This window comes from Microbacterium sp. SL62 (assembly GCF_026672635.1).
GTDB lineage: Bacteria > Actinomycetota > Actinomycetes > Actinomycetales > Microbacteriaceae > Microbacterium > Microbacterium testaceum_A.
This window is the reverse complement of sequence record NZ_JAPPRM010000001.1, coordinates 975,552-994,140: the sequence shown is the minus strand read 5'-3', so window position 1 is coordinate 994,140 and position 18,589 is coordinate 975,552. Positions and strand designations below refer to the sequence as shown.

Genomic DNA, 18,589 nt, shown 5'->3' with positions numbered 1-18,589 from the left:
CCCGTCCTCCCGGGTCAGCGCAGGGCGCCGACCGATGCGAGCGCCTGACGGATGAGGGTGCCGCGGCCGCCCTCCATCTCATCGGACAGGGCGTCGGATGCCGCCTCTTCGGGCGACAGCCACGTGACCTCGAGCGCGTCCTGGCGCGGTTCGCACGTACCCGTGACGGGGACGACGAAGGCGAGGGCCACAGCGTGCTGGCGGTCGTCGTGGAACGCGCTGACCCCGGGCAGGGGAAAGTACTCGGCGACCGTGAACGGCGTGGGCGAGGGCGGAAGCAGCGGGAAGGCCATCGGTCCGAGGTCGTTCTCGAGGTGCCGGAAGAGCGCGTCGCGCACCGTCTCGCCGTAGCGGACGCGGCCCGAGACGAGGGTGCGGGTCATCTCGCCGAGCGGGGTGGCACGCAGCAGGATGCCGACCTGGGTGACGGCGCCCATGCCATCGGTGCGCACCGGCAGGGCCTCGACGTAGAGCATCGGCAGGCGTCGCCGCGCCTCGGCGAGTTCGACCTCGCTCAGCCAGCCCGGGTTGGGGTTGGGACCCCCCTGAGCTCCTGAGAAGGACGCCGAGAGCGGCTCGCGCTCATCGCCGTTGTCGCCGGGTTCGGGATCGGGAGTGCGCACGGGCATGCTCCCTGTATATCAACGCTCCGCTCCGGATGCCGCGTGTCCGACCCCGCGGGGCGATGTCGGAGGCCTTTGCGACAATGGCCGCATGAGCACCACGCCCTCCCTCGATCCGTCCGTCGTGCGGTGGTCGGTGCCGCCCGCGGAACGCGGCGACCGACCGGTTCTCGTGCTGCTGCACGGCTACGGTTCCGACGAGAACGACCTGTTCGGTCTCGTGCCGTATCTCCCCGACGCCTTCGTCGTCGCGAGCGTTCGCGCTCCCCTTGCCCCGCCGTGGCCCATGCCCGGGGCCTCGTGGTACCCCATCGAGGGCCTCGACGGTCGAGACCCGGCCGCGGTCACCCGCGCGGCCGACGCGGTGCTGGCCTGGGTCCGCTCCGCCGTGGGCGAGACCCCTGTGGGACTGCTCGGGTTCTCGCAGGGTGGGGCGGTCGCTCTGCAGACCCTGCGGGTGAACCCGGATGCCGTGTCTTTCGCCGTCGTTCTGGCCGGGTACGCCGCGGGTGGCGAGCTGCCCGGCGACGCCGTTCTCGCGGAGCGGCGCCCTCCGGTGTTCTGGGGGCGCGGCGCGGCAGACGACGTGATCCCCCCGCTGCTGATCGACGCGACCTCGCAATGGCTGCCCCGCCACAGCGAGCTCCGAGGCCGGGTGTATCCGGGCCTCACCCACTCCGTCTCTCCGGACGAGCTCGACGACGTGCGGGCATTCCTCGACGAGCGCCTCGTCGAGCGGGCCGGCACCGGATCGCGGTGACCACCGGGGGCCTTATCTGCCACTAGCGGTCTCTCTCAGCGGTCGGATTCGCGACCGCTCAGGCTCGCGAAGAACCACTCATGGCGCCATCGTCAGCAGGCGCTTCCGCGGCGGGCGAACGTCAACCCCGACCCGATGTCGGAGGTCCGGGAGAGGATGTCGGCATGGCCGACGTGTTGGAGAGATTCGGTCCTGCGACGCAGGACTGGTTCCGTGGAGCGTTCTCGGCACCGACCAATGCGCAGAAGGGCGCGTGGGAATCCGTGTCGTCGGGCCGCAACGCGCTCGTGGTCGCGCCCACCGGTTCGGGAAAGACGCTGTCGGCCTTCCTCTTCGCGATCGACCGGGTGTTCCGCGAGAAGGGCCCCGAGGTTCCGGATGCCGTTCCCGCGCGCCGCGGCAAGAAGACCGCCCCGAAAGCACCGCCGACCACAACGCGCATCCTCTACATCTCGCCGCTGAAGGCCCTCGGCGTCGACGTCGAGCGCAACCTCCGCTCGCCGCTCGTCGGGATCGGGCAGTCCGCGCGCCGCCTCGGGATCGAGGTGCCCTCGGTGACCGTGGGCGTCCGCTCGGGCGACACGAGTTCGAGCGACCGTCGCAAGCTCGTGACCGCACCTCCCGACATCCTCATCACCACGCCCGAGTCGCTCTACCTCATGCTCACGAGCCAGGCGGCCGAGACGCTGCGCGGCGTGCACACGGTGATCATCGACGAGGTGCACGCGGTCGCGGCCACCAAGCGCGGCGCGCACCTGGCCGTGAGCCTCGAGCGGCTCGATGCCCTGCTCGACAAGCCGGCGCAGCGTATCGGGCTCTCGGCGACCGTGCGTCCCATCGACGAGGTCGCTCGCTTCCTCGGCGGGGCGCAGCCCGTCGACATCGTCGCCCCCAAGGCGACCAAAGCCTTCGACCTCTCGGTCGTGGTACCGATCGACGACATGCTCAACCCGCCGCCGCCCCCGGGGTCGCCAGCTCCCGACGAAGCCGGTGACGGCGAGTGGTTCTCCGAGCGTCCCGAGAGCACCGAGATGGCCGGCTCGGTCTGGCCGCACGTCGAAGAGGCCATCGTCGACCGCATCCTCCAGCGCCGCTCGACGATCGTGTTCGCGAACTCCCGGCGCCTCGCCGAACGACTGACCGGTCGGCTCAACGAGATCTACGCCGAGCGGCAGGGCATCGACGTGCCCGACCCGACGGTTCCGGCGGCCACGATGGCGCAGGCGGGCTCGTCCGCCGGGGTCGCCGCGATCCTCGCCAAGGCCCACCACGGTTCGGTGTCGAAAGAACAGCGCGCCCAGGTCGAAGACGAGCTCAAGTCGGGAGTGCTGCGCTGCGTCGTCGCGACCAGCAGCCTCGAGCTCGGTATCGACATGGGCTCGGTCGACCTCGTCATCCAGGTCGAATCACCGCCGAGCGCGGCATCCGGCCTCCAGCGTGTGGGACGCGCCGGCCACCAGGTCGGCGAGGTCAGCCGGGCGGCGCTCTTCCCCAAGCACCGCAGCGACGTGCTGCACACCGCCGTGGTCACCGAGCGCATGCTCGCCGGGCGCATCGAGGCGATCTCGGTCCCCCAGAACCCGCTCGACATCCTCGCGCAGCAGACGGTCGCGGCCTCGGCCCTGGGCGCGATCGACGTCGAGGAGTGGTTCGAGACGGTCAAGCGCAGCGCGCCGTTCCGCTCGCTCCCCCGCTCCGCGTACGAGGCCACCCTCGACCTCCTGGCCGGCCGCTACCCCTCCGACGAGTTCGCCGAGCTGCGTCCCCGCCTGGTCTGGGACCGCGACGCCGGCACTCTCACGGGCCGGCCCGGAGCGCAACGCGTCGCGGTCACCAGCGGCGGCACCATCCCCGACCGGGGCCTCTTCGGCGTCTTCGTCGCGGGCGAGTCGCAGAACGCCCGCGTCGGAGAGCTCGACGAAGAGATGGTCTACGAGTCGCGCGTCAACGACGTCTTCACCCTCGGCACCACGAGCTGGCGCATCGTCGAGATCACCCACGACCGCGTCAATGTGCTGCCCGCCTTCGGCCAGCCCGGCAAGCTCCCGTTCTGGCACGGGGACGGCATCGGTCGCCCGGCCGAACTCGGTGAGGCGCTGGGCAAGTTCTCACGCGACATCGCCGGGGCCGACCGGGCTAAGGCCGAGGAGCGCCTGCGCGAATCGGGCCTCGACGACAACGCCATCACCAACCTGCTGGCGTACTTGGCCGAGCAGCGCGAGGCCACCGGCAGCCTCCCCACCGACAAGACGCTGACCGTCGAACGCAGCCGCGACGAGGTCGGGGACTGGCGCATCATCCTGCATTCCCCGTACGGCATGCAGGTCCATTCCCCCTGGGCCCTCGCGGTGAACGCCCGCATCCGAGAGCGCCTCGGCGTCGAAGGCGCCGCCGTGGCGAGCGACGACGGCATCATCGCCCGGGTCCCGGATGCCGCGGCCGAGCCGCCCGGGGCCGACCTGTTCGTCTTCGAGGCCGACGAACTCGAGCAGATCGTCACCGACGAGGTGGGCGGATCCGCGCTGTTCGCCTCGCGCTTCCGGGAGTGCGCGGCCCGTGCGCTGCTCCTGCCGCGCTTGAACCCGAACCGCCGGTCACCGCTGTGGCAGCAGCGGCAGCGCTCCGCGCAGCTGCTCGAGGTGGCCAAGCGTCATCCGGCATTCCCGATCATCCTCGAGACGCTCCGCGAGGTGCTGCAGGACGTCTACGACTTGCCCGCCCTTCTGCGCCTGACCCGGCAGATCGGCGAGCGCAAGGTCCGCCTCGTCGAGATCACCACCTCGCAGCCGTCGCCCTATGCCCGAGATCTGCTCTTCGGCTACGTCGGCGCCTTCATGTACGAGGGCGACTCCCCGCTCGCCGAGCGTCGTGCCGCGGCCCTGTCGGTCGATCCGGCACTGCTGAGCGAGCTGCTCGGCAAGGTCGAGATGCGCGAGCTGCTCGACCCCGACGTCATCGCGCAGTTCGAGCGCGAGGCCCAGCGCCTCGATCCCGACCGTCGCGCCCGCGGCGTCGAAGGCGTGGCAGATCTGCTGCGCATCCTCGGTCCGCTCGATGTCACCGAAGTGGCCGCGAGGCTCGACACCGAGGGCGACGCGGTCGCCGAGGCCGAGCAGCACCTCGCCAGCCTCGTCGACGACCGGCGCGCCATCCGCGTGACGATCGCGGGCGTCTCCCGCACGGCCGGGATCGAAGACGCCGGGCGGCTCCGCGACGCTCTCGGCGCGGCGCTTCCGGTCGGCATCCCGAACGCGTTCCTCGAGCCGTTCCCCGACCCGCTCGGCGACCTCGTCGCGCGTTTCGCCCGCACGCACGCGCCGTTCACGACCGACGCCGTCGCCGAACGCCTCGGCGTCGGCGTGGCGGTCGCACGGCTGACCCTGCAGCGCCTCGAGTCGCAAGGGCGCCTGTCCAGCGGCTTCTTCCTGCCCGAAGCCTCGGGCGGAAACCGGGGCGACGAGACCGAGTGGTGCGACGTCGAGGTCCTCCGGCGACTGCGCATGCGCTCCCTCGCGGCCATCCGCGGCAGCGTCGAGCCCGTTCCCCCGGCCGCGTACGCGCGCTTCCTCCCCGTCTGGCAGCACCTCGGGCGCCCCCTCGAGGGCATCGACGGGGTGCTGGCGGTGATCGAGCAGCTCGCGGGTGTCCCGATCCCGGCCAGCGCTTGGGAATCCCTCATCCTGCCCTCGCGCGTCGCCGACTACTCCCCCGCCCTGCTCGACGAGCTCACCGCCACCGGTGAAGTGGTCTGGTCAGGCCACGGCACCCTTCCCGGTCGCGACGGGTGGATCGCCTTGCACCCGGCTGAGGCAGCACCGTTCACGCTGCAAGATCCCGAGGACGCCGACGACCCCGCACCCGATTCGCTCGAGGCGCGCATCCTCTCCGCACTCGAAGGCGGGGGCGCATACTTCGCCACCCAGCTGACGCAGCTCGCCGGAGCCCCGAACGAGCAATCCGTCAACGACGCCCTGTGGGCCCTCACGTGGGCCGGACGGGTGACGAACGACACGTTCGCCCCGGTCCGCACCCTCCTGAGCGGCGGGGGTCAGACGCACCGCGTCGCACGGCGTGCCCCCCGCGCGCGCATGTACCGGGGCGCCACCATGCCGCGCGCGACCTCCGCGCCGCGACCTCCGTCCCTCGGCGGTCGATGGTCCCTGCTGCCCGAACGCGAAGCCGATCCGGCGGCCCGAGCCACAGCGACCGCGAGCCTCCTCCTCGATCGCTACGGGGTGGTGACGCGCGGGGCGGTGCAGTCCGAGGGGGTTCCCGGCGGCTTCGCGCAGGTGTACCGCATCCTCGCCGGCTTCGAAGAGGCGGGCCACTGCCGACGCGGATACGTGATCGAGAAGCTCGGCGCGGCGCAGTTCGCCGCCTCCGCCACCGTCGATCGCCTGCGCGAGTTCGCAGCGGTCGCGGACCCGCCACCGCTGCGAACGGTGACGCTCGCCGCCACCGACCCCGCCAACCCGTACGGCGCCGCCCTCGGATGGCCCGCGATCGAAGGGGTCACCCACCGACCGGGCCGCAAGGCCGGAGGTCTCGTCGTGCTCGTCGACGGCGAGCTGACCCTCTACCTCGAGCGTGGGGGGCGCAGCGCCCTCGCCTTCACCGACGCGGAGCCCGTGCTGCAGGCGGCAGCACGTCACCTCGCCGAGACGGCGAAGAAGAGACGGCTCGAGACGCTCACCGTCGAGCAGGTGAACGGCGAGTTCGTCTACGGCACCGCGGTCGGCCGAGCGCTGCGCGAGGCGGGATTCGTCGAGTCCCCGAAGGGGCTGACCCTGCGCAAGCTCACCGCGGGCGACACCCTGCGCGAGGCGGCTCGTGCCTGAGGGCGACACCGTGTACCGCGCCGCGGCGAAGCTCTCCGCGGCGCTCACGGGCAAGGTGGTCACGCGGTTCGACATCCGCGTGCCCGGGAGCGCCACCGCGGATCTCCGCGGCGAGACGGTGCATGAGGTGGCGGCGCGGGGCAAGCATCTCCTCCACCGCATCGGCGGGTACACGCTGCACTCGCATCTGAAGATGGAGGGCCGGTGGGACGTCTATCGGCCGGGAGAGCGCTGGCGACGCCCCGCTTTCAAGGCTCGGGCGATCGTCGGTGTGACGGGCGCCGACGCCGTCGGCTTCGACCTGGCCATGGTCGAGGTTCTGCGCACGGCCGACGAGCAGACCGTGATCGGGCACCTCGGTCCCGATCTGCTCGCCGACGACTGGGACGAAGCCGAGGCCGTGCGACGCGTGTCCGCCGACGAGAGGGCCGCCCACGTCGCTCTCCTCGACCAACGGAACGTGGCGGGGTTCGGCAACGTCTATGCGAACGAGCTGCTGTTCGTCCGCGGTATCGCGCCGACCACCCCGGCCACCGAGATCGATGCCCAGGCGACCATCGCCCTCGGCGAGCGCATGATCCGCGCCAATCTTCCCCGTCCCGAGCGCACCTTCACCGGCGACAGCCGTCCCGGGCGCCGCTTCTGGGTGTACGGGCGCGAGGGGGCACCGTGCCGCCGCTGCGGCACTCCCATTCGGGCCACCTCACTCGGCGCCACCGCGACGAGCGAACGGAACGTGTACTGGTGCCCGACGTGCCAGCCAGGCTGAACGGGCGAGGGCGGGCGTGAGCAACTGATTCGACGGCGCATGTCAACCCGCCCGGCTCGCCTCGTCGAGCATGCGAAAACAGGGGGACAACTCCACGCCGCACCCCGACGTTTCCCTTTCCTCGACATCGAGGAAACCGATCACGGTACCGGCGACGAAGAAGCATTCGAGGGAATGAACGCCATTCCCGACCCGTTGTGATACATGTCGGCTCAACCCGATGGCCGACCGGAGGGGATCGTGGGAAAGAACTACATCGACATCGAAAACGACCACGGCGAGACGCTGCGTTACCGCAAGCACGTCAATGGTCGCGGACTCGTCGCGCACGGCGCGAAGGTCCACCCGTCGGCGCTGGTCGAGAACGGCGCGTACGTCGAACCCGGCGTGCAGATCGCCGCGGGTGTTCGTGTCGGCCGCGGTGCCTGGATCGAGTCAGACGCCGTGATCGGCCCGGAGGCCCACATCGAGCCGCACGCGCACATCTGCGCCGGAGCGGTGATCGGCGCGGGCGCCCACATCGGCGTCCGCACACAGGTCGGCCACAACGCTCGGATCGCGGTGGGCTCGCTCATCGGCGACGACGAGATCATCAACGACGGTGAGGCGGTCGCCACCGACCGGCGGGGCCTGCGCCTGGCCGCCTGACCATCGCCCGAAGGGCGCAACGACCCGCACGACTCCTCGGAGCGTGCGGGTTTTCGTTTGCGCCGGCGGTTCGTCCGCCTCAGGCGAAGATCGCCAGGATCAGACCGATGAGCGGCAGCGTCCCCTGGATGCTCGCGGGGCGGAGGTACTTCTTGCCCGAGGTGACGAGGACGAGCGCTGCGGCGAGCATCGACCCGAGCGAGAAGATGAGTAGCGTGCGTCCGGCGACGTCGCCGATGCCGTTGACCACCCAGAACACGATGCCGACCGCCGCGCCGACCGCGAGGAACAGGTTGTAGAAGCCCTGGTTGTACGCCATGGGCTTGGTGACGTCGGCGGCCTGCTGGTCGGCGATGCCGAAGACCTTCCACGTCTTCGGCTGCGTCCACCGGACGCTCTCGAGCACGAAGATGTAGACGTGGAGCAGGGCTGCGAGTCCCGCGAAGACGAGCGCCAGGATGCCGATCATGCATCCCACGTTAGTCCCGCGGCTAGCCTGGAGCCATGGCGAAAGGCAGCGGGTCCCGCGGACGAGGTGGCGCGCCTCGACGCACCGCCGGCGCGAAGTCTTCGGCGGCGGGACGGTCGCCCTCACCGAAACCGAAGCAGAAGGTCGAACGACCCGCTCCGCCGCCCCGCGAGGAGCCACGCGAATTCGTGCTGGGCGCGATCCCCGGCGCGACGCCCGGCAAGTGGATCGGGCTGTGGCGCGAGCGGATGCCGCACGTCTCCCTCGAACTCCGAGAGATCTCCGTCTCCACTCAACTCGAGGCGCTCACCGAGGTCGATGCGGCGCTCGTCCGCCTCCCCGTCGAGGAGTCCGACGATCTTCACGTCATCCCCCTCTACGAAGAGGAGCCCGTCGTCGTCATGTCGACCGACTCCGATCTGACCGCCGCCGACGAGCTCGACATCGCCGACCTGCGTGGTGAGGTCGTCATCGCGGCGGCGGACGACGTCTTGCACTTGTCGGTTCCGGATGCCGTCGCCCCGGCGTTCGCGCCCCCGAGCGACACCGCTGAGGCGATCGCGACGGTCGCCGCGGGGGTGGGGGTGGTGGTCGTGCCGATGTCGCTCGCTCGTGCGCACCAGCGACGTGACGTCGAGTACCGCGTGCTGCGCGATGGTCCGCGCTCCACCGTCGCCCTTGCGTGGCTTCGCGACCGCACGACCCCGGATGTGGAGACGTTCGTGGGCGTCGTGCGTGGTCGCACGGCGCGATCGTCCCGCTGACCCTGCGTCCGTGGGGGCCGCGCACCCACGTTTCGCCGCATGTCACCCCCCGATCCGACGCGAGAGCGCGCGCGTAGAATTCCGGGATGACCGGTTCTCTTCTCTATGTCTGCGTCCGCCCGCAGCGTGAGGCGGCCGTGGCCGAGTGGGCGTCTTTCCGCGACGGTCTCGGCGCGCGCGATGAGGACCTCGTACACCACGATCTCGTCCGCGCTCCGCTCCCCGAAGACCTGGACCGATACGCTGCGGTGGTTGTCGGGGGCAGCCCTTTCAACGTCACCGACCCCGACAAGACCGACGACCAGCGTCGTCTCGAGCGCGATCTGGAACGCCTCGCCGCGGTGGCGATCGAGGGCCGCACGAACGCACTGTTCACCTGCTTCGGCATCGGCGTCGTGACGCGCCTCCTCGGCGGTCGGGTGAGTCTCCTGCACCCCGAGGGAACGGGTCCCACCGACATCGCGCTCACCGCGGCCGGCCGAGACGACGAGCTGTTCGGCATCCTGGAACCTCGCTTCGAGGCGCTGACCGCGCACAAAGAGGGCACGGCGACCGTGCCGCCGAGCGCCGTCCTGCTCGCCGAGAACGACGCCTGCCCGGTGCAGGCGTATCGCGCGGGGGCCGGGCTGTGGGCCACGCAGTTCCATCCCGAGCCGACCACCGATGCCTTCGTGGAGCGGATGGTCGTCTACCGCGATGCGGGCTACTTCGATGCCGACGCGTTCGACGAGGTGTCCGCTCACGTGCGTACCGCCTCGGTCGAGCAGCCTACGCGCCTGCTGCGCTCGTTCGCCGCGCGTTCCGTCGCGGCCTGATGCGGCGCAGCCCCCGGTGGGGGCTCGAAACGAGGGGGATCGAGGGGCGGCGGCGCCGTCCGGGCCGATGTCAACCCCGAGAGCCACATTTACCTAGCTTTTCTAGTGTTCTAGGTATGAACGCAACAGCTCAGTGGCGGGGCTCGGACCTCGCTCGTCAGATCGTCGTCCTCTCCGCGGTGTCGTTTATGCTGATCGCGGCCGTGATCGGCGCGGGCGCCTTCGGCAACACCGCCGTGCAGGACCAGCAGGGCGGCGCGCTCAATACCGACGGTTCGTACCTCGCGCCCGCTGGCCCCGCGTTCTCGATCTGGTCGGTCATCTACCTCGGCCTGATCGTCTACTCGATCTGGCAGGCACTTCCCCGCCAGCGTACGAACCCGCGACAGCGCGCCCTCGGTTGGCTGATCGCCCTGACGATGACCCTGAACGGACTGTGGCTCGTGGCGGCGCGCTTCGGCACGCTCCTCCTCACCGTCGTCGTGATCGTGCTCCTGCTGGCCGCTCTCGGCTGGACCTTCCGAGTCGCCGTCGCCACGCGCGAGCCGCGCGGCGGTGTCGTCGACTCCGTGGTCATCGACGGCGTCACGGGCCTGCACCTCGGCTGGGTCACCCTGGCGACCGTCGCCAACACCGCCGCGTGGTTGACGACCATCGTGCCCGCCGAGTGGGAGAGCGCAGCGGATGCCATCGGCATCGCGGTCCTGATCGTGGTGGCCCTCATCGGGCTGGCGATCGCGTGGCGCAGCTCGTGGCGCGTGACGCCCGCCATCGCCCTCGCGTGGGGACTGAGCTGGCTCGCCGTGGAACGCTTCACCGGCGAGCCGCAGAGCGGCCCGATCGGTGCGACCGCGATCGTCGTGGCCGCGGTCGTGCTGCTGCCGCCGGCGATCGTCAGCGTGCTGCGTCTGATCCGGCCGAGCGTCGACTGACCCGGATCCGCCCGGCGGCGTCGCCGTCGACGGTTCTGCGCGCGATCGCAGCCCTCAGATGCCTCGACCGAGGTCGATCTGACGCTGGATCTCCTCACGGGCTCGGCCGAGCTCACTGTCGGGACGATGGCGTGACGCGCCTCGCGCTCCCCCCGATCGGTTGACCGCGGCGAGGATCACCACGGTCACGGCGATCACCACGAGACCACTTGTCGACAGGGCTGCGACGAGTCCGGCATCCATGTTCCGCTCCTTCGTGAGGTGACGGCCCACGCTTCCACCGCGGGCCGGAGAGGTCAACCCCGTGGGCCGTCCACGGTCGGCACCGGTGGGCTCCTCACCACCGCCGGCGACGGGGCTCAGCCGGCCGTCAGCTCCACCACCACCGCCTGCTGCGGATTCTGCACGGGCGGGCGGATGCCGGCCACGGCCAGCTGGCGGCCGGTGAGAACGGTGTCGTGGTGGGCCCAGGGCAGGGGCGACTGCGCGGGCTCCTGCACCAGGCCGCCCGGCGTCACGAGCCGTACGCGATACGACCGGTCGGGGTCGAGACCCGGCAGGCGCACGCGCCCCGCGGGAGAGGCGATGAGGGTCTGCGTCTGCGCGATCGTGAAGAAGGCGTGATCGCGATCGGCTGCGACCACCCCGCGCACGTCGAGCCCGGGGTCGGCGACGTCGACGTTCACCAGACGCCCCGTCGCCACGAGCGGGCGCACCCTCCGCGCGAGGGCGACCCACTCCCCCACGACGGCGCGGTCGCGCTCGTCGAGCGTGGTGAGGTCCCACTCGATGCCGAAGTGCCCGAACAGCGCGACGGCTCCGCTGAAAGCGAGCGAGACCGTGCGGCCGGTCGAGTGCACGTGCGGGGTTGTCAGGTGCATGCCCATCATCTCGGGCGGCACGACCAGCGCCGTGTAGCGCTGCGTCTCGAGCCGCTCGACCGGATCGAGGCAGTCACTCGTCCAGATCCGGTCGGTGCGGTCCAGGATGCCGAGGTCGACACGCGCCCCACCCGATGCGCAGCTCTCGATCTCCAGACCCGGGAAGGTCGCCTTGAGCTCGTCGATGAGCCGGTACACGGCGAGGGTGTGGGCGTGCACGGCCGAGCCGCCGCCGGGGCCGGTCGCGGCATCCACGAGATCCCGGTTGTGGTCCCACTTCACGTACGCGATCGGGGAGGCCCGCAGCACCTCGGTCATCCGCTCGAGGATGTAGGCGTAGGCGCCAGGGTGGGCGAGGTTCAGCACCTGCTGCTGGCGTGCCGACGGCGGGAGCTCGTCGCGTCCGCGCAGGATCCACTCGGGGTGCGCGCGGGCGACGTCGCTGTCGGGATTGAGCATCTCGGGCTCGAACCACAGCCCGAATTCCATGCCCAGGCCCGTGACGTGGTCGGCGAGCGGGCTCAGCCCCTCGGGCCAGACGCCCTCGTCGACGAACCAGTCGCCGAGACCCGCGGTGTCGTCGCGACGGCCGCGGAACCAGCCGTCGTCGAGCACGAACCGCTCCACGCCGACCTCGGCCGCCACATCTGCCAGCTGCAGCAGTTTCGGCAGGCGGTGGTCGAAGTACACCGCCTCCCACGTGTTGAGCGTGATCGGACGCGGGCGCTCGGGGTGCTGCGGCCGGGCGCGCCACGTGTCGTGGAAGCGCGCGGCGAGCTGGTCGAGGCCGTCGCCCCACGACCCGTAGACGAGCGGCGACGAGACCTCGGCGCCCGGTGCGAGCACGATCTCACCCCACGCGGCCATCTCGCCGCCCGCGAGCAGCGCCTCACCGAGCGGAAGCCGCTCGGCGGACACGCGCTGATTGCCACTCCAGGCGACGTGGATGCCGTGCACCAACCCCGCCTCGAACCCGAAGCCCGGGCGCCCGGCGGCGAGCAGCAGCGTCGCGTCCGCGCCGGGTCGACCGCGTCGGCTCTCGCGCAGGTGCGTGCCGAAGGTGAAGGCGTGGCGCTGCGACGAGCGCTCGCGCAGGTGGCGTCCGGTGGTGTCGAGGATCTCGGTGGCCTCCCACGGCAGCGGAAAGCTCGGCTGCAGCGTCGAGACGACGAGATCGTCGGCCCCGTCGTTGACCACGGTGAGCTTCTGCGAGAACAGGCCCGCGGCATCCACTCGCAGCTCCGCGCGCAGACGCAGACCGCGCTGCTCGTCGACGAGGTGCAGCGTCAGGGCATCGACGGCGGAGTGGATGGATGCCAGCGAGAACACCGTTCCCTGCACGACCCCGCCGCGCCCTCCTTCGTACCCGGGCGCGCCGGGCCAGCCGGCCGCGGCCGTCGGCACGATCGTGAGTCGGGGCGTCTGGTCGATGCCCCCCGAGACGCGTTGCGGACGCGCCGCAACGGCCATCGACGAAAGCGTCTCGTCATCGAGGGCGCCGAGGTCGGGCCCCCAGTGGATGATGGCGGGCGCGGGCTGCGCGGTGAGGTCGACGACGACGCTGGTGCCTCCGGCGCGGAGGTGCGCCGCCGAAGCGGTCTCGAGGGCGACGACGGTGTGCGACATGGCATTATTTCTACCACGGAACAAATGCCCGCCTGCCGCGGGAGAGCGGGAGGGGCGAGATGCTCACCGAGAGCGAGGCCGCCGTCGCCCGTGCCGTACTGATCCACGGCCCCGTCTCGCGCCGCGCCCTCGCCGCGCGCCTGCACCTGTCGCCGCCGAGCCTCACCCGCTTGACCCGCCCCCTGGTGGACGCCGGCATCCTGATCGAACTCGACGACGAGGTGGACGGCTCGGTCGGTCGCCCCTCGCGACCCCTCGACATCTCGCCCACCGCGGGCACGTTCGTCGGCGTCAAACTCACGGGCGACCACCTCTACCTCGCCGCCACCGACATCCGTGCCGAGGTGTGCGAGCGCGCGGACCGTCGCCTCACGGGCTCGACGCCCGAGCACGTGATCGACGACATCGTCGCCGTGGTCGGCGCCCTGGGGCTACGCGATGTCCGCGGGGTCGGCGTGAGCCTGGGCGGTGCCGTGCGCGACGGGATCGCCGTCGACGCCCCCTTCCTCGGCTGGCGCGACGTCGCCTTCGCCGACGCGCTCGCGGCGCGCCTCGACGTGCCGGTCGCCCTCGAGAACGACGTGGTCGCCCTCGCCGAGGCCGAGCGCTGGTTCGGGGTGGGCCGCGCCCTGCCGGGCTTCGCGATCGTGACCGTCGGCGCGGGGGTGGGCTTCGGCCTCGTCATCGACGGGCGCACCGTGCGCACGCCCGATGCCGGGGTCGGCACCGTCGGCCACCTCCCGCTCGTCGCGGACGGACCCCCCTGCCCCGAGGGGCACCGTGGCTGCGCCGCCGCCCTGCTGACGACCACCGCGATCAGTTCGCAGGTGTCCCAGGCACTCCGCCGTTCCGTCTCGTACGACGACTCCCTCTCGCTCGCCCGCGCCGACGACCCCGCCGCACGCACCGTCATGGATGCCGCGGGCGACGCCCTCGGAACCCTGTGCGCCCTCGCCGCCAACCTGTCGCTGCAGTCCGACATCGTCCTCGCGGGCGAGGGCGTCGAGGCGTTCGATCTGGTGCGCGACCGGGTCGAGGCGTCTCTCGCGCGCGGCCGCGAGGGCTCGGCATCCGCCGTCTCGATCCACGTGGACCGCTCGGGATTCTCCGCCTGGGCGCGAGGAGCCGCGGCGGTGGCGATCCAGGCCGCGATGGGCCGCATCTCGCTCACCGACTGACCCGCTCACGCCGACGGCCCCGCCCCTCGAAGGGACGGGGCCGTCGAACGGGGGTCAGAGAGCCGGCGCCACGATCGCGCTCGCGCCGGCGGGCACCGTCAGCGTGGTGCCGTCGAGCACGACGCCCTCGGCGGTGGCCAGCAGCACACGAGCACCGGATGCCGCGGAGGCGGACGCCTCGGCATCCGACAGGTTCACGACGACGACGAGGTCGCCGCGACGTAGCTCGTACACGCGCCCGCCCTCGGCCTCACGGGCTACCGCAGACAGACCCTCGCGCGAGGGGTCGGTGAGCTCGGGGCGCTCGCGACGGATCTTCGCGAGCTCGCGGTAGAGGCCCAGCAGCTGCGCGTGGTCGCCCTCTCCGACCTCGTCCCAGTCGAGCTTCGAGTTCTCGAAGGTCGAGGGGTCCTGCGGGTCGGGCACGGTCGACTCGTCCCAGCCCATCTTCTCGAACTCGGCGATGCGCCCCTCGGCGGTGGCCTTGCCGAGCTCGGGCTCGGGGTGCGAGGTGAAGAACTGCCACGGCGTGGTGGCGCCCCACTCCTCGCCCATGAACAGCATCGGCGTGCCGGGGGCCGTCAGCGTGAGCACGGCGGCCGCGGCGAGACGGTCGTAACCGAGCGTCTGCGAGAGGCGGTCGCCGGCGGCGCGGTTGCCGATCTGGTCGTGGTCCTGCGCGAAGGTCACCAGACGCCAGTTCGGCACGTCCTCCGGGATCGGTTTGCCGTGCTTCTCCTCGCGGAAGCTCGAGTAGGTGCCGTCGTGGAAAAAGCCGCCCTCGCTGACCTTGCGGAACGCGTCGAGGTCGGCGAAGTCCTCGTAGTACCCGATCGTCTCTCCGGTCAGGGCGACGTGGGCGGTGTGGTGCCAGTCATCCGACCACTGCGCGGTGAGTCCGTAGCCGCCGGCCTCACGCGGGAGGATCAGCTTCGGGTCGTTCATGTCGCTCTCGGCGATGGTCGTGAGCGGCACGCCGCGGTGCGCCGACAGGGCGTCGGTGCGCTCGGCGATCTCCTGCAGCACGTGCGGGTCGCGGTGGTCGAGCAGCGCGTGCACCGCATCGAGGCGCAGACCGTCGACGTGGTAGTCGCTCATCCACATCAGCGCGTTCTCGACGATGTAGGCGCGCACCGCGTCTTCGTCAAGGTTGACCGAGTCGCCCCAGGTGTTGCGGCTGCCCTCGCGGAGGTACTCGCCGAAGAGGGGCAGGTAGTTGCCCGAGGGGCCGAGGTGGTTGTAGACGACGTCCTGGATCACGGCCAGACCCGCGGCGTGCGCCGCGTCGACGAAGCGCTGGTAGGCCTCGGGCCCGCCGTAGGCCTCGTGCACGGTGTACCAGAGCACCCCGTCGTAGCCCCAGTTCCAGGTGCCGTTGAAGCCGTTCACCGGGAGCAGCTCGACGTGGGTCACGCCCAGGTCGACGAGGTGGTCGAGGCGGCCGATCGCGGCATCCAGCGTCCCTTCGGGGGTGAAGGTGCCGAGGTGCAGCTCGTAGATCAGCCCGCCCGCGAGCTGCTTGCCCGTCCAGGCGGCGTCGTTCCACGCGTAGACCGAGGGGTCGAACCACGCCGACGCCTCGTGCACGCCGCCGGGCTGGCGCCGCGACCGCGGGTCGGGACGAAGGTCGTCTCCGTCGCCGAGCACGAAGCCGTAGCGATCCCCGTCGGAGAGATCGACCGGAGCGGTCCACCACCCGCCGGCATCCGCCGACATCTCCACGTCTTCGACGACGGTGTCGCCGCTGTCGTCGAGTCGGCGCAGTCGCACTCGGTCGGCCTTGGGTGCCCAGACGTCGATGCTCATGTGGGTTCTTCCTTCGCGTGAGGTGCCAAGAATTGTCGCTTCGGAGGCGCGTGAGGCGACAAATCCTGGCGACTCACGCGAGGGACGGGTCAGGAGATCAGCAGGGCGACCGGGTAGGTCGCGAGCAGGTCGGCGAGGCGGGTCGGACCGCCCTGGTACTGCTTGCCCGTGAGCACGTCGATGACCAGCTTGTCGGGCAGCAGCAGCACCGTGTCGCGCCAGCCGCCCGCGGTACGCAGCCCGTGGGGCAGACGCGTCGCGACCGCGAACACCCCACCGCGATCGAACGCGACGACGTGATCGGATGCCACGCCGGCGGCCTCGAGCGGACGGTAGACGTCGAGCGGCACGTCGTTCCGCACCCGGAGCGCGCGAGAGGTCACGAGCAGCTTCGCGGCCCCGGTCCCGTCGATGGGCGGGCGCACGGCATCCGTCCCGTCGATCGAGGCGAGCAGACGTCGACGCTCGGCGAAGTCGACCGGGCGACGGTTGTCGGGGTCGACCAGCGACTGCTCCCACAGCTCCGAGCCCTGGTAGACGTCGGGGACGCCCGGGCCCATGATCTGCAGCAGCTTGGCCGAGAGGCCGTTCGACCAGCCGTCGGCCGAGATCTCGTCGACGAACGCGCGCACGCGCTCGGCGGCGGGACCGGTGGCCGCATCGACCAGCGCGTGCATGCGCTCTTCGAAGGCCTCGTCCTGCTCCCACCAGCCGGTGACCTCCGACGCCTCGCGCGCGGCCTTCTCGGCGTAGGCGTGCAGGCGTTCGCGGTAGTCCTTGAGACCTTCGGGGGTGGATGCCGATGCCGGCCACGCCCCGACGATGGCCTGCCACAGCAGGGCGTCGAAGGGACCGTGCCCGGTCGAGGCGATGCCGCGGAACTCCTCGAGCCGCGCGGCCCACTTCTCGGGGATCTCGGCGAGCACGGCGATGCGCGCACGCGTGTCCTCGCCGCGCTTGGTGTCGTGCGTCGAGAGGGTCGTCATCGCGGTCGGCCACGACGCGTGGCGCAGCGCCTGCGCGGTGTGGAAGCCGTGCACGTGGAGCGCGAACTGACCCGGATCGCCGCCCACCTCGGTGAGCGAACCGAGGCGCGTGTAGCGGTAGAACGCCGTGTCTTCGACGCCCTTCGCCATCACCGGTCCGGTCGTCTGCTGGAAGCGCCACGCGATCTCGAGGTCGGTGTCGGCGAGCGCCGGCACGAGCTTCTCGATCACGTCGTCGAGCTCGGGGCGGCGGATCTCGGCCTCGCCCGCGGCGGCGTCGAGGTGCGCGCGACCCGCGGGGAGGTACGACCGGTAGACGGGGAAGCACGCGAGGATCTCGGCGAGGGCGTCCTGCAGCACCTCGGCCTCGAACTCCGTGCGCAACGCCTCGGGAAGGCCGCGCACGATGCGACGGATCTCCGACACCTGGATGGAATCGGCGATCTTGCGCTTGGTGTCGTGGATGAGGTCGTGCCAGCCGGTCAGGGCGGGCAGGTCGCTCTCGGTGCGCAGTCGCGCATCCAGGGCGTCGAGCGGCACCTCGCCCGCGGGATCGGTGAGCACGCGGTCGATCTCGGCGAGCGCGTCGTACCCGGTCGTGCCGGCGGTCTTCCACCACGAGGGCAGGGCTTCGCCGTGTTCGAGGATCTTCTCGCCGAGCACGTAGCCGACCTCGTCGTCACTCGCGTCCCTCAGGGCGGCCGAGAGACGGTCGAGGTACCCGCCGGGGTCGACGAGCCCGTCGGGGTGATCCACGCGCAGGCCGTCCGCGAGCCCCTCGCGCACCCAACGCAGGATCTCGGCGTGGGTCGCCTCGAACACCTCGGGCAGCTCGACGCGCACGCCCGCGAGCGTCGTCACGGCGAAGAAGCGACGGTAGTTGAGGTCGGCCGCTTCGTCCTGCCAGAAGCGCAGCTCGAAATTCTGCGCATCGAGCAGAGCCCGGATGCCGATGTGCGACGACCCCGTTCCCGGGGCGACCGGAAACTCGTGGTCGTAGTAGCGGATCAGCCCGTCGGGGGCGTCGTCGGCCGGCGTCGGGTCGTACGAGATCTCGTCGATCACCGCGTCGAGGTGATCGCCGAGCACGGGGACGCGCACCTTACCGCCGCCGAACTCCCAGTCGATGTCGAACGCGTGGGCGTGCGCCGAGGCGCGCCCCTGGCGCAGAACGTCCCACCACCACGCGTTCGCGCGCGGCTCGGAGACGCCCATGTGGTTGGGCACGATGTCGATCAGGATGCCGAGATCCTTCGCGCGCGCCGCCTCGACGAAGCGCGAGAGACCCTCGGCACCGCCGCGGGCAGGGTCGACGCGGGTGACGTCGACGACGTCGTAGCCGTGGTCGGAGCCCGGGGTGGCCTCGAGGATCGGCGAGAGGTACGCCCACGAGACCCCGAGGTCACGGAGATAGTCCGTGACCTCGGCGGCATCGTCGAGGGTGAACGATTCGCGGATCTGCAGGCGGTAGGTCGAAAGCGGATGCCGCATCTC

General features: G+C 71.3%; 14 protein-coding genes. 8 read left to right on the top strand and 6 right to left on the bottom strand.

The window, feature by feature from the left end:
* Window positions 1–14: 14 nt before the first annotated feature.
* A complete protein-coding gene (locus OVA26_RS04635; RefSeq protein WP_056226157.1) occupies window positions 15–629 on the bottom strand; it encodes an NUDIX hydrolase family protein in 615 nt (204 codons plus the stop codon).
* Window positions 630–714: 85 nt separating this feature from the next.
* On the opposite strand from OVA26_RS04635, the gene OVA26_RS04630 reads away from it, so the two are divergent.
* The 4 genes from OVA26_RS04630 to OVA26_RS04615 all read left to right on the top strand — a co-directional run bounded on the left by OVA26_RS04630 (window position 715) and on the right by OVA26_RS04615 (window position 7,638).
* Complete coding sequence (locus tag OVA26_RS04630; RefSeq protein ID WP_268103223.1) at window positions 715–1,383, top strand: alpha/beta hydrolase; 669 nt, start codon at window positions 715–717, stop codon at window positions 1,381–1,383.
* A 164-nt stretch (window positions 1,384–1,547) separates the two neighbouring features.
* Entirely contained in the window at window positions 1,548–6,221 is a 4,674-nt protein-coding gene (locus OVA26_RS04625; protein WP_268103222.1) for an ATP-dependent helicase, read from the top strand.
* On the top strand, window positions 6,214–6,990 hold the full coding sequence (locus OVA26_RS04620; protein ID WP_268103220.1) for a DNA-formamidopyrimidine glycosylase family protein: 777 nt from the start codon (window positions 6,214–6,216) through the stop codon (window positions 6,988–6,990). The genes OVA26_RS04625 and OVA26_RS04620 overlap by 8 nt, the downstream gene beginning before the upstream one ends.
* Window positions 6,991–7,230: 240 nt before the next feature.
* The gene (locus tag OVA26_RS04615) at window positions 7,231–7,638 is read left to right on the top strand and encodes a transferase (protein ID WP_056226142.1); all 408 of its coding nucleotides are present in this window, start codon (window positions 7,231–7,233) and stop codon (window positions 7,636–7,638) included.
* 79 nt (window positions 7,639–7,717) lie between these two features.
* Here the strand turns inward: OVA26_RS04615 and OVA26_RS04610 are convergent, their stop codons facing one another.
* Window positions 7,718–8,107: a DUF1304 domain-containing protein gene (locus OVA26_RS04610; protein ID WP_074696400.1), complete on the bottom strand. Its 390-nt coding sequence runs from the start codon at window positions 8,105–8,107 to the stop codon at window positions 7,718–7,720.
* A 35-nt stretch (window positions 8,108–8,142) separates the two neighbouring features.
* Here OVA26_RS04610 and OVA26_RS04605 point away from each other — a divergent pair, with 35 nt between their 5' ends.
* The 3 genes from OVA26_RS04605 to OVA26_RS04595 all read left to right on the top strand — a co-directional run bounded on the left by OVA26_RS04605 (window position 8,143) and on the right by OVA26_RS04595 (window position 10,618).
* Window positions 8,143–8,871 carry a LysR substrate-binding domain-containing protein gene (locus OVA26_RS04605; RefSeq protein WP_074696398.1) on the top strand — a complete coding sequence of 243 codons (729 nt, stop codon included), beginning with the start codon at window positions 8,143–8,145 and terminating at the stop codon, window positions 8,869–8,871.
* 86 nt (window positions 8,872–8,957) lie between these two features.
* Entirely contained in the window at window positions 8,958–9,686 is a 729-nt protein-coding gene (locus tag OVA26_RS04600) for a GMP synthase (RefSeq protein ID WP_074696396.1), read from the top strand.
* Window positions 9,687–9,802: 116 nt separating this feature from the next.
* On the top strand, window positions 9,803–10,618 hold the full coding sequence (locus tag OVA26_RS04595; protein ID WP_268103214.1) for a tryptophan-rich sensory protein: 816 nt from the start codon (window positions 9,803–9,805) through the stop codon (window positions 10,616–10,618).
* 54 nt (window positions 10,619–10,672) lie between these two features.
* Here the strand turns inward: OVA26_RS04595 and OVA26_RS04590 are convergent, their stop codons facing one another.
* Both OVA26_RS04590 and OVA26_RS04585 read right to left on the bottom strand, forming a co-directional pair.
* Entirely contained in the window at window positions 10,673–10,861 is a 189-nt protein-coding gene (locus OVA26_RS04590) for a hypothetical protein (RefSeq protein WP_268103213.1), read from the bottom strand.
* A gap of 116 nt (window positions 10,862–10,977) precedes the next feature.
* Window positions 10,978–13,125, bottom strand: a complete 2,148-nt coding sequence (locus tag OVA26_RS04585; protein WP_268103212.1) for an alpha-galactosidase — start codon at window positions 13,123–13,125, stop codon at window positions 10,978–10,980.
* Between the two features lie 59 nt (window positions 13,126–13,184).
* Here OVA26_RS04585 and OVA26_RS04580 point away from each other — a divergent pair, with 59 nt between their 5' ends.
* The gene (locus OVA26_RS04580; RefSeq protein WP_268103211.1) at window positions 13,185–14,303 is read left to right on the top strand and encodes an ROK family transcriptional regulator; all 1,119 of its coding nucleotides are present in this window, start codon (window positions 13,185–13,187) and stop codon (window positions 14,301–14,303) included.
* A gap of 54 nt (window positions 14,304–14,357) precedes the next feature.
* Here OVA26_RS04580 and treZ read toward each other — a convergent pair whose 3' ends face one another.
* Complete coding sequence (gene treZ, locus OVA26_RS04575) at window positions 14,358–16,142, bottom strand: malto-oligosyltrehalose trehalohydrolase (RefSeq protein WP_268104865.1); 1,785 nt, start codon at window positions 16,140–16,142, stop codon at window positions 14,358–14,360.
* A gap of 56 nt (window positions 16,143–16,198) precedes the next feature.
* A complete protein-coding gene (treY, locus tag OVA26_RS04570) occupies window positions 16,199–18,586 on the bottom strand; it encodes a malto-oligosyltrehalose synthase (protein ID WP_268104863.1) in 2,388 nt (795 codons plus the stop codon).
* Window positions 18,587–18,589 lie beyond the last annotated feature (3 nt).